The 12,479-nt window shown below is 43.4% G+C and carries 9 protein-coding genes; 5 read left to right on the forward strand and 4 right to left on the reverse strand.

Annotated features, from left to right (window positions below):
• Nucleotides 1–212: 212 nt before the first annotated feature.
• Nucleotides 213–4,139 (forward strand): collagen binding domain-containing protein, encoded by a 3,927-nt coding sequence (locus NSQ91_RS06405; RefSeq protein WP_340916982.1) that lies wholly within the window; start codon nucleotides 213–215, stop codon nucleotides 4,137–4,139.
• Nucleotides 4,140–4,206: 67 nt separating this feature from the next.
• On the opposite strand, the gene NSQ91_RS06410 is transcribed toward NSQ91_RS06405, so the two are convergent.
• From NSQ91_RS06410 to NSQ91_RS06420, 3 genes are all read right to left on the reverse strand, one after another.
• Nucleotides 4,207–5,352, reverse strand: coding sequence for a response regulator (locus tag NSQ91_RS06410; protein WP_340916985.1), 1,146 nt, complete (start codon nucleotides 5,350–5,352; stop codon nucleotides 4,207–4,209).
• Nucleotides 5,353–5,435: 83 nt separating this feature from the next.
• Complete coding sequence (locus NSQ91_RS06415; RefSeq protein ID WP_340916987.1) at nucleotides 5,436–7,403, reverse strand: ATP-binding protein; 1,968 nt, start codon at nucleotides 7,401–7,403, stop codon at nucleotides 5,436–5,438.
• Nucleotides 7,404–7,556: 153 nt separating this feature from the next.
• Entirely contained in the window at nucleotides 7,557–8,534 is a 978-nt protein-coding gene (locus NSQ91_RS06420) for a 7TM diverse intracellular signaling domain-containing protein (RefSeq protein ID WP_340916989.1), read from the reverse strand.
• Between the two features lie 103 nt (nucleotides 8,535–8,637).
• Here NSQ91_RS06420 and NSQ91_RS06425 point away from each other — a divergent pair, with 103 nt between their 5' ends.
• The 4 genes from NSQ91_RS06425 to NSQ91_RS06440 all read left to right on the forward strand — a co-directional run bounded on the left by NSQ91_RS06425 (nucleotide 8,638) and on the right by NSQ91_RS06440 (nucleotide 11,350).
• A complete protein-coding gene (locus tag NSQ91_RS06425; RefSeq protein WP_076125482.1) occupies nucleotides 8,638–9,219 on the forward strand; it encodes an RNA polymerase sigma factor in 582 nt (193 codons plus the stop codon).
• On the forward strand, nucleotides 9,216–9,668 hold the full coding sequence (locus NSQ91_RS06430; RefSeq protein ID WP_038569222.1) for an anti-sigma factor family protein: 453 nt from the start codon (nucleotides 9,216–9,218) through the stop codon (nucleotides 9,666–9,668). The genes NSQ91_RS06425 and NSQ91_RS06430 overlap by 4 nt, the downstream gene beginning before the upstream one ends.
• Nucleotides 9,669–9,743: 75 nt before the next feature.
• Entirely contained in the window at nucleotides 9,744–10,241 is a 498-nt protein-coding gene (locus NSQ91_RS06435) for a hypothetical protein (RefSeq protein WP_076125480.1), read from the forward strand.
• 17 nt (nucleotides 10,242–10,258) lie between these two features.
• The gene (locus NSQ91_RS06440; protein ID WP_076125478.1) at nucleotides 10,259–11,350 is read left to right on the forward strand and encodes a DUF4097 family beta strand repeat-containing protein; all 1,092 of its coding nucleotides are present in this window, start codon (nucleotides 10,259–10,261) and stop codon (nucleotides 11,348–11,350) included.
• A 76-nt stretch (nucleotides 11,351–11,426) separates the two neighbouring features.
• On the opposite strand, the gene NSQ91_RS06445 is transcribed toward NSQ91_RS06440, so the two are convergent.
• Nucleotides 11,427–12,407 carry an aldo/keto reductase gene (locus NSQ91_RS06445; RefSeq protein WP_076218520.1) on the reverse strand — a complete coding sequence of 327 codons (981 nt, stop codon included), beginning with the start codon at nucleotides 12,405–12,407 and terminating at the stop codon, nucleotides 11,427–11,429.
• Between the last annotated feature and the right edge of the window lie 72 nt (nucleotides 12,408–12,479).

A 12,479-nucleotide genomic window follows, 5' to 3' on the forward strand; every position in this document is an offset into this window, starting at 1 on the left:
GTTTTTTTTTGCAATAAAAAGATCTCCAAGACTGCAATAGGACGCTGTTCAGATTATGTATAGATGGACTATTTACAATAGTTGTTAGGTTGCAAATTTATATCATGAGAAAGCGTCAAGGAGGTTAATGCGGGGGAGTAGAGTACGGGATTCAAAGGATAAAGCTTAGGAAAAGCACGATAAACGGAGTGACAAAGGAGGCATTTTTAATAATGTTATCAAAAAAGAAAATTAGCGCATTGCTCGTAGTATTCTTGCTTGTGACGCAATGGGCTTACAGCTTTGGCTTTGGAGTCAATTCGCAGGCATATGCGAGTGGCAACGGTACTGTAATTGGAGATGACCTCATTACTAGTGTTACGCTTGCTGTATACACCGATGATAAATACACAAATACGGTTACAGAAAGCGTATATGAACTTGATTCCTATTCGGAATTGAACTATACATGGTCACTTCCAGATGGGCATGGATATAAGGATGGGTCCACCTATACCTTTGATCTTCCAACACAGTTTGAACTTTATAACGATCTGAATGGTGATCTTATTTTTGACGATGAGCCTGTAGGGTCTTATACCGTCGACAAAAATACTAACCGCGTTGTATTTACATTTAATGCTTATATCGAAACTCACGATAAAGTGGGAGGGACTTTCTCCGTAAGGTCGCTTTTGAGCTCCAAGAAAATTACAGGCTCCACGAAGCAAACCCTGATTTTCCCGATACAAGGCGGTACTCAGACTATTGAGCTTAATTTTAAGCCGAAGGTTAGCTCTACTATAGAAAAAGACGGTTCGCCTAAGCCGCAGTATTATAACCCAACAAGCATCGCTTGGACGGTTGATGTGAATAAGGCACTGGAAAGCGTAAAAAATGCAGTTGTCACCGACACACTTCCTGTGGGATTATCACTGAATACGGTATCTATTGCTGTTTATGAGCTTGATGTGAAGGTCGATGGGACTGTGAGTCTTGGCAATCTAGTGGACAGCAGCAAGTATGATGTGACAGGATCCACTTTGGGAGAGTTAAAGCTGAAATTTGCGGATAACCCGCTTACTAAAGCTTACCGGATTGGCTTCTCTACGGATATTACTGGTACTGGTGTAGATGCGAAAACCTTTTTGAATGAGGCAGTCTTAACAGGAGATAACGGATTTTCTGAAAAGGCTAGCACTACAGTTACAGTAGGACGTGGCAAACCACTATCGAAAGAGTCCACCAATTACGATGCAGCGAATCAGGTGATTTCCTGGGCTGTTAATTTCAATTACAATGAAAAAACAATTTCAGCGGCAAATGCTATTTTGAAGGATACATTCAATAACACTCAAGATCTAATTCTCAACTCGGTTAAAGTTTATCCTGTAACGATCGACAGTAATGGCAACGGGGTTAAAGGCGCGGAAATCGCTTCAAGCGAATATACAATAACTCCAACAACTGTAACGGGATTAAATGGTTTTGATCTGAAATTTAACAATGATATAAATTCTGCCTACCGTATTGAATATCAGACAAAGGCAAACGGCAGAGTATTTGTTGATGGTCAGATTACGAACAAGATTACTTATGATGGAAAAACAGAAACGGGTTACAGTGATATCAAGCAGCAAATTCTCCATAAAAATTATAGTAACGTTAATTATGCGACTAAGACCCTCGATTGGACTATCCAAATTAACGATGACAGCAAGACTATGGAAAATCTAGTGGTGACAGATACTTTTGGCAATGCTGGATTAAAGCTTGTCCCGGGTACATTAAAGGTTCAACCAACTAAAGGTGGAACTGCTACCGTCCATAGTGTTGTTTACAATGCGCATGATCCGGTTGCAGTAAACGATGGATTTGTGATTACTTTTAATGCGCCGATAAATGAGCCTTACACAATTACTTATACAACAAGCTTTAACTATGATTGGCTGGCTCCGGGCAAAACTCAATTCACTAATACAGGTGCACTCGATTGGAAAGAAACGGTTAATGGGGTGCAGGAGTCTAAGCATAAAGAAGCGACCGTAACCTTTAATCCAAGAGATGAGGTTAAAAACAATGGGAAGAAGAGTGGTTCCTACAATGCTGTAACTAAGGAAATCACTTGGAACATTGGGGCTAATTATAATCAGAAAACGTTAATCCAAGCTCAACTGGTTGATACCATTTCAGCTGGCCAAGTTGTAAATATGGATTCTGTGAAAGTGAATAAATGGGAGTATGGAAAGGATGGAAATCCTTCTCCTCAAGCTAGTGTGAATTCCGCGGACTATAAAGTGGAGCTGGATGGCAGTGAGCTGAAGGTGACATTTAATAAAACGATTAATTATGCGTTCTACGTCACTTTCAAAACAACGTTCGCGGATCAAGCGATTGATTCAAATGAAATTAAAAATACAGCTACTTTATATGACGGTGCGAAAGTAGAGTCCGCTAAACTGCAAGCTTCTGTTAATATCCCTCAGGGCGGGGAATACGTTAACAAAGAAGGTGCGCAGGATGGCAATAAAATTCATTGGACGGTTTACATCAACCGTAACCAATCTTTTGTAAAAGAAGCGGTAATTACGGATATTCCAAGCGACAATCAAATCCTGCTCTCCAATACATTCCATGTCTACAAAACGAAAGTTGCAAGCAATGGGGATGTAACATCGACCAACCAAGAATTGGTGAGTGGTACAGATTATAAGCTGGAAATCACTACGGATAATGACGGAAAAGAAAGCTTTAAGCTTAGTTTCCTGAAGGATATTTCCGAAGCTTATATTTTGAAATATGACTCCCTGATCACAGCACAAAACAATGATAAGGTAACCAATAAGGTTAGTTTCGATGGTAAAAACATCAAAGTAGTTCCAGGTGTAAGCACCGAGGAAATTATCGTTAAGCTCTCTAGCGGCTCCGGCACAGGAAGCGGCGTAAGAGGACCGTTGACGATTACCAAAGTAGAAGACGGGAATACGAGTAAGGTGTTAAGTGGGGCCGTTTTTGATCTGTATCGGGTAGTTGATGCCGATAAGATCTGGATTAAGGAAGGCACTACGGATACAAACGGGATACTTGAATTTACCAAACTAACAGGTGGGAAATATATATTAATTGAGAAAACAGCGCCTGCTGGTTATGTTCTTGATCAAACACCACATGAAGTGACTATTTCTTCGACGACAGGGATAAGCCTTGAGGTAAAAAACAAAGTTCCGACACCAACAGCAACGCCTATACCGACCGTAACGCCCGCACCGACAGCAACACCAACGTCGACGCCAACAGCAACACCAACGTCGACACCGACAGCAACACCAACGTCGACGCCGACAGCAACACCAACGTCGACACCGACAGCAACACCAACGTCGACACCGACAGCAACACCAACGTCGACGCCGACAGCAACACCAACGTCGACGCCGACAGCAACGCCAACGTCGACACCGACAGCAACACCAACGTCGACGCCGACAGCAACACCAACGTCGACGCCAACAGCAACACCAACATCGACACCAACAGCAACACCAACGTCGACGCCAGAGGAACCGACAGGTCCTATCTGGACACCATCACCGACACCGGAAGTAGTCGTTACTTCTACACCAACAGCAACACCAGTTGTGGTGGCAACACCTTCGCCAACACCGATGGTAACGCCAGTGTCGACGGCAACGCCAACGGTTACGCCAACAGCTACTCCAAGCCAGCCTGTGGCAACTAGTACGCCTGTTGTTCCGCAGGTAACTCCACCTGTGCAGAAAGAGATTACCAATGAAGATGTTCCTATTGAAGGTGAAATTCCACTTGGGGGAGTGCCAAGCTTGGGAGATGAGCCGGGACATGGTAAAGTGACTATTACTAAGGATGGCAAATGGGTCTACACACCTGATCCGGGCTATATTGGTAAAGATAAGTTCACCATTATTGTTACAGATGAGAATGGAAATGAAGAAGAAATCCTCATAGAGATTGATGTGGAGGAAGTACCAAAGGGTACAGTTACTGAGCCAGGAAATAACAGCAATAAACCGACTCAGCTTCCGAAAACAGGAGAAGACAGCGCGTTTCCGATCTACTTGGCTGGTGGAAGTCTGGTGCTTTTAGGGTTTGTATTAACAAGACGATTCAAACGTAATAACTAGGAAGGTAATAATAAAGACACCCGGTTTTATCCGGGTGTCTTTATTATGTCTTGATAGGGTATTTAGCTCATCGCACTCTATGGTTAAGCTGTTCCCATTGCTCGTACCAGTGCTCAACGCTGGCTGGAAGGCCAAGGTTAAGTTCCTTTTGGAACAAATCCTTGAGCAGCTTGTACTGCTCTTCCACAGCGGAACGTTCTCCAATGCTGTCGTAGACCTTCATTAATCCTAAATGCCCTTGTTCAAAATAAGGCTGTAGCTGCACTACTCGTTGATAGACAGTAACGGCCTCGGCAATTCTGTTGCTTTCTATATAAAATTGGGCTATGCCCATTGCATGGTGCAGCCAAATGGTACGAAGGCGTTGCCGCTCACTTTCAGCCCATAAATAATCATAATCGTCATAGTAATCTCCAGAATAAAGCTCGAATAAAACTTGATGCTCCGCACAATTAACTTCACTGATGGTTTCCAGAGCCAGGATACCCTGTTCCCACTTATCTACATCAATCAACATTGATCCGGTTTCAAGGGTATAGCCTTCCCCCCCGCTAAGGTTGCTGATATGCAGATCGACTTCATTCTGCTTTAAGCATTGCCGGACTTGATAAATTGTTGTATAGAGATGGGTAGAGGCCTTTTTCAGATTGAAGTCTGGCCACAGCAGTTCAATCAGCATGTCTTTACTTACGAAGCGGTTGCGATTATGGAGCAAAAAGGCAAATAACTCTTGGGCCTTAGAGGTTCTCCAACGCAGATTATTCAGAGATTGTCCGCCTCGTTCAAAACGAAGCGATTGAAGACAACGAATGGTTACCTCTTCTTTTGCAATTATGAGTTTTGGTGCAAGTGACAATCTTTCTTCTAACCGCTGGACAGCTTTCAATAGTCGGTCATTTCGCACAGGCTTCAAAATATAATCGAGCGCATTGATCTCAAAAGCTTCCACAGCATAATGGTTATACGCGGTAACGAAGATAATATTTGCGTTTGGACAGGCCTCTTGGAGCATCTCCGCAGCTTGAAGACCATTAATTTCAGGCATTTCAATATCAATAAAAATAACGTCAGGATGATAAGACGGAGCCTCTTGAATGGCCTGTGAGGGGTCCGTATAGGAAGCGGCTATATGTAAAGATGGTATTTTTTTTAACATAAACTCTAATTTCATAAGGGCAAGCCGTTCATCGTCAACTAATATTGCCTGAATCATTATTAATCACCACTCAGATATAGTATTTTAGCCAAAATACGTCGAATCCTTACTTGATATTTCGGTTCATAATAGTTTGTCTGTTAATCAGAAAGTTTTCGAAGCGGATTTTTTTTGTCAGAAGGAATAATAAAACTCACAGAAGTTCCTTTCCCTTCGGAGCTTTTAATCTGCAGCCCTTTTCCGTAGACCCGCAACAGCCGTTTATGTGTATTTAAAAATCCGATTCCTCTTGCATCATTAGACGGATTGCTGAGCAACTGCTGGAGTTGTTCGTTTTTCATGCCTTGGCCATTGTCTGATATCGTGATTTCAATATCGCCAGCTTGTTCCTTGATGGTTATGGACACCGTTCCTCCTTGGGAGCGACTCAAAATACCGTGCCGGACAGCATTTTCAACCAGTGGCTGTATAGTCAGGGGCGGCAGCTGAAAATGCAAACTTTCCTCATAATCCCAAAGAATGGTCATCCTATCTTCAAAGCGCTCCTTTTCTATGTAGAGGTAGGCATGAACAAGCTCAAGCTCTCGTTCAATCGGTATCATAGGCTCAGCATTCAGGAAATTGAAGCTTAAACGCAAATAAGAGCTGAAGGCATCCACAAGGTGACTCATTCTATTAATATCAAAAGAAGCCAGCGCAGATATTGAATTTAATGTGTTGAACAAGAAATGTGGTTGTATTTGCGCTTGAAGATAGGCAGCTTCCACACGAAGCCGTTCGTTTACGGACTGTTTTAGATCTGTTAAGGAGCGTACACGGGCCTTCAGCTCTATTGCATTCATAGGCTTCATTACATAGTCATTTGCACCTGAAATAAAACCGGTATAAATATCTTCCGCTTGGCCTCGTGCCGTCAGAAGCAGAATGGGAAGCTCAGCAATGGTGTAACGTTCACGAATTCTATGCGCCAGCTCATACCCGGACATTTGCGGCATCATTACATCTGTAATAATTAAATCCCACTGAACGGTATCCAGCAATAGTAAAGCATCGTTTCCGCTGGTCACCGTAACGATTTCATAGTCCTTGATGGAAAGTACGTTGGTAAGTATTTTTAGATTAACCGGATCATCATCTACAGCCAGAAGCTTGGGTCTCCTTCCTTGGGCTGATGAAACGATACCCGGTGCGGTTAATTTGGATAAAGTGATCATAGATGGCGTGTCTGAGAATTCAGTCATAGAGGGCAGTTCTGAACTCAATACCCGGCTGGTTGAATCGTATAATGGCATTGTGAATGTAAAGGTAGTACCTTCTCCAAGTGTGGAGACTACACTTATTTTCCCGCCGTGAAGTTCAACTAACTGCTTGCTGGTGCTTAATCCAAGCCCGATGCCACCGCTAACTTCGTTCATGCTGGAATCGCCCTGTTCATAGGGCTGGAAAGCTCTGAGCAACGTCTCCTCGTTCATGCCAAGACCCGTATCCGTAATATGAATCTGCGCCGATTTTTTATGAATATCTGCATGGATTCTTATCGTGCCTACAGTCGTATATTTAACAGCATTTTGAAGCAGATTGAACAAGATCTGAATGAGTCTTTTTTCATCAGCCACAATAGAAGGGAATGAATCTGGTATTTCTGAGACTAAGGATAAAGATTTCCCTTCCGTTAAGAATTTGAACATATCAAGCACACCCACTGCGAAGGATTGGATCTTAAGTTCTCTGAGCTGCAATTGTATATTGCTTTCACGGAGCTGGGATTGATCCAGCAGATCGTCTACCAGAAGAGACATACGTCTTCCAACGGTAATGAGCAGTTTTAAATTCTCAGCATTTTGATGCGTTACAGTGTCACGCTCGCTGTCCAGGACAGTTTCGGCAATGTTAATGATACTGTACAGCGGATTTTTTAATTCATGTGAGGTGTTAGCCAAAAAAGCATCCTTTTGTGTAACACTTCTCTGCAGGCTGTGCGCCAGTTTTTCTGTCTCCTTAGTATTCCAGTGATATCGCTTAAATCCAAAAGTCGCAAAGCACAAAAAGGCGATAATTAGATCAAAAGGATAATAGGTAACGTTAACCCAGTTATAATTCTTGAACATTCCCCAAAGTGTGCTGTTAACGATGGCAAACATAGATAACAACAGGAAAATAGAGCCTTCGTAATTTTTAACAATAGATCTCAGAAAAAGAATTACGACACCTAATGCTAAAACTAATAAATTTATGCCGAAAATCAGTGTGTGAAATTCATATTAGTGAACAACGGGTCCAAATAATATGAACAGGATGTCTACTACGGACAGGATGGTTAGGATACGAATACTTTTTATTTTTAAACCCGTGAACAAAAGATGTTTGCTTGTCTGCAGGATAAAAATAAATACAGCAATATAAGAGATAAAAAATAGCTTGAAATTCCATTGATAGTTCAAGGGAAATACGTGCAATAAAAGCCTGTCATCATCTATGAGTACGGTAGTTATAGCGGATATTACCAGTAGAAAAAAATAGATCAACATCTTTTGCCGCAGCCCAATTATATATAAAATAACAGCATATACAGCGTGCAGTATTAGAACAACACATAATAGCAACTGTAGGCTAATAGAGAGCAGTCTTTCCTGTGTTAAAGCTTTTTCGCTGCCAAATACAATCGTTTTAGAAATTCCTCCCGTTTGGGAAAAGGAATAGTTGGCTACATGGATCACAATTTCAAGTTCACTTTTATCGGTTGTAAAGGATACTGAATAAGGCAGTATGTACGGAATATAGTGTTCTTTACTCTCAGCAGGAGTGCCAGAGCTGTCCAGCCGTTCACCGTTGATATACACTTCTGAAGAGGACCGAGCTCCGGAAATTAGAAGACTATAGGATTGCTTCTTATGATTATCTGTTAGGACACGTAGCCGATAGGAGCCGTAGCCATAAGCAGATTTATCGCTATCGCTAAGGGCATCTTTCCAGTTCCCCGGGACTTGTATATATTTTGCAGGAGCAGCAGTTACAGATTGTTCGTTGAATGAAGGAAGCAGCATACCCGGATAGAACTCCCACTGCCCATTTAAAATAAGGAGTTTGTCCTGATTCCATTGTTTATCCCGTAAATCCAACACACCATTGATCAGTGGTGGTTGTGTGGTGTGCGGAGAAATCTTTACCCATAGGATACGGAATCCAGTGAGTATAATAAGAAACAATGCGATAATTAAGAAGAGTTTTCTTTTAGTCATAGTAGTTAAACATTATTCGACAACAAACTATATATTCCTCTCTTCAGCCTATTTCAAAAAAACCAAAAAAATTTATGTATAGGTTGCAGGGGAGAACGATTGGTTGGCGTCTAACGTTATGAAGGTGAAGGAGGGGAGAAAGCTGGAAGAGGCAGAATGGATTGCTGCTGTGCTGAACGGTCAACATCAAGCCTTTGGGCATTTGGTGACACGTTACCAAGGCATGGTATACAGAGTATGCGTCAAAATCACAGGAGAAGCCGAATCGGCCAAAGATATGGCCCAGGAGGTTTTTATAAAAGCATATAAAGCGCTCCCCTCTTTCAGAGGACAATCCTCCTTCTCGACATGGCTGTATCGGATTGCCTACCGAACCTGTCTGGACTGGAAACGGGCCAACGATAGGGAGTGGAAGTACCGAAGTGCAGCTGATTACACAGAAAATGATTGGGTAACGTCTCAAACTCCGGAGCATGAGGTACTTGAGCAGGAAACATCAGCTGAATTAGGTGAGAATGTGAATAGTCTGGCGGAACCGTACCGGTCGGTCGTCCAGCTGTACTATTTTCAGCGGAATTCCTATCAAGAGATTGCAGAGCAAAAGGGAGTTTCCGTGAAAACAATCGAATCGCAGCTTTATCGAGCCAGACAGATGATGCGTAAACAAAGGGAGGAATGGCGATGAATTGTGCAATAGTGAAGGAATGGATGCCACATTATATAGACGGCCTACTGTCTCCAGAGATGGAGCTGAGTATCCGATTGCACATAGAGTCATGTCCTGATTGCGCAGAGTGGCTGGAGGAAGCCAAAGCAATGTCGGAGCTGTGGTCGGAAATGGATGCTGACAGAGAACAGTTGCAGGCGCAGATGGACTTCCCGGATCTCGCAGCAGATGTTATGACACATATTGAGCAGCTCGAAACAGGGCGCAGATCACGAGCGACTAAGGCAACCAATGTAAGACGTCGTTCTGCCCCAAAAACCTCATGGATTCATTATGGAGTGGCTGCTTGCCTCAGTTTGTTATTGTTGCAGTTTGGGGTATTTGAGAATTTGGCCTATGGCATTACCGAAATAAACGGCCATATGTCGAATTCAGTAACCCAGTGGTTTGGTGGCTTTGGGAGATAGTAATAAAATAATTGATCATCAATAGATGTTTAAATTGGCTAAAGTTTTGCTACCCAAATTTTAGGAGGATGTATTATGATTAAGAAGAGACGTTGGCTCACTTTTATGCTGGCTATGATACCTGGAGTAGGTCATTTGTACTTAGGCTTTAAAAAGCAGGGTTTACAGTTTATGATCGGGGCCTCCTTATGTATAATGTTTATTCCGTCCGAGCCCTTGATCTTCCCGTTTGCCCTGGCGGCGCTGTGGTTTTATCAGTTGTTTGATGCCCTGCAGAAGGCGGCTTGGATGAAAATAACGGCTGCTGAACACGAACGAATGATGTTTCATCCAGACAGCTTCGGAGCCCCTTGGACCATGGGGATGTCCTCTATGCCTGGATATCCACATGAAGAGATCAATCCAGCTTGGGTGGGAATCGGCTGTGTTGTTGCTGGGTTCCTTATGTTGGTAATCACAGCTTTCCCTACCCTTTGGGATATGCTGACTGAGATCAACATCGGCACGATCTTATTATCAGTGGGTCTGATTGCGTACGGACTGAAGATGTTAAGGAACAATACGAGAGCATAAGAAACGGGGATTTAACTATGGGGAGATGGAAAATAGGAAGTTTCACAGCAGCCTTGGGCTGCATTGCCCTTGGTGTCATTATCGTGATGGCTCAGTATGATATGATCAGCTATGAGGTGCTTGGTTTTTTATGGCCGGCGTTGTTGGTCTTATTCGGACTTGAGATGTTGATTAGACTTTTTATCAAATCCGATGTCAAAAGCCGTGTAAGCGGCTGGGCCATCCTGTTAATTATTGTGCTGATCGGAGCAAGTGGTGCTCAGACAGTAATGGCCGGAGGTTCACTCAGCAATCTGATCGGTAATACACATCTAACTCCGCTTAGTGGGAATGTGGAAGTGAAAGAGAATATTACGACGCTCAAAATCGTACTTCCAAGTGGAAAAGTAAAGGTTGAGGGTGTAGCTGGAAGCTCTTTGGATTATGAGGGAAGTTTACTGCTGCCTGGAAAATCGCAAAGTGATGCTGAAAGTGCATTAGAAAAGAAATGGAAGGTTAGTACTGAAGGAGATACACTGATTATGGAGCTCGATACCGATCATAATTGGTTCTCTAACATTCAGTTTGGATTCAATACCAAAAGTCCTTATTTAAATATAAGTGCACCCAATAACCTTGCTGTTGAGGTTGAGACAAGTGATGGCTCTATAGAAGCCTGGAATCTTAAGTCAGGTATAGAGGTTGAGACAAGTAATGGTGCATTAAATATTCATGATATTGTCGGCGAAGTGGATGCGCATACCAGCAATGGGTCACTATCCGTACAGAATATCCAAGGTGAAGTTGAACTTGTGAGCTCTAATGGAGCCATAGTATTGGATAACATTGATGGGGCGTTGTCAGCCAAGAGCAGCAATGGCAAAATTACTATAAACTCAGCAGTGACCGGAAACTGGAAATGTACATCCAGTAACGGAAAGATTATAGTGGGCTTACCGGCCGTGTCGGATGCGAAGATTATTGCAGATACAAGTAATGGCTCGCTGAAGGGGAATGTACCCTGGGATCGGGACGGCGATAGCTATGGTACCGCTGTGCTTGGTAAAGCTACGTATACTGTGGATTTAAGCACGAGTAATGGAAGTGTGACCGTGGACACAGCTGAATAAGTATGAGTAAAAGGGAGCTGAGGCTTCAGCGAATGGATTCTGCTGAGGCCTCAGCTCCTTTTATGATAGAACTTACCTACCAAGCATAGGCTTTAGGGGCTTCACCGCCGGGTCCAGGGAATATTTCATCTAGTCGTTTAAGCACAGCTTCATCTAGTACAATCTCAAGACTGCGCAGCGCGCTCTCGAATTGCTCCAGTGTGCGGGGGCCGATAATAGGAGCTGTTACAGCAGGATTAGCCAGTAGCCAAGCAAGAGCGACATTATCCTGTGGTTCTCCCAGCTCCATACATAAGCTGGCAAAAGCCTCAAGCTGGCTCTTGTGCTGCTCTACACGATCTGCATTTCCGCCACTTCGGCTGCCCTCTATTTTTTTGAGTGCATTTCTTCCGAGAAGACCTCCATCGAGTGGGCTCCAAGGAATAATACCTAGTCCCAGATGGCGAGCGGCTGGCAAAACTTCAAGTTCAGGAAGCCGACAGGTCAGACTGTATTTATGCTGCTCTGAGACTAGTCCAAGAAAACCACGAGCCTTTGCTTCTTGTTGTGCTATGGCGATATCCCAGCCTGCAAAGTTACTGGAACCGACATAACCAATCTTGCCTTGACTCACAGCCAGCTCGAAAGCCCCCCAGAGCTCTTCCCAGGACGTACTGCGGTCTATATGATGCATCTGGTACAATTCAATATGATCGGTCTGAAGACGCTGCAGGGACCCTTCAAGATGGCGGCGAATGATGTATGAGGATAATCCTTCTTCATCATTAGGACCATCAAGCTTATCATTCATGGCTCCATAAACTTTGGTGGCTAGTACAACCTTTTCCCGCCGCCCGCCGCCTTGTTTAAACCAGCGTCCGATAATGGTTTCAGTCAGGCCAGAATTTTCGCCCCAGCCGTAAATGTTAGCGGTATCAAAAAAATTAACACCTGCATCCAGTGCAGCGTCCATGATGCGGAAGGCTTCTTTTTCATCCGTCTGTGGGCCAAAATTCATCGTTCCTAGACATAGGCGACTGACCTTCATGCCGGATTTGCCAAGCTTTGTATAATGCACTTCGCATTCACTCCTTTGATAGATGACTTCATATTAATTGTAAACATCTTCAGAACTAAGAGCAAATATGCT

Origin of the sequence: Paenibacillus sp. FSL R7-0048, from assembly GCF_038004505.1 — a bacterium.
Taxonomy (GTDB): domain Bacteria; phylum Bacillota; class Bacilli; order Paenibacillales; family Paenibacillaceae; genus Paenibacillus_AQ; species Paenibacillus_AQ odorifer.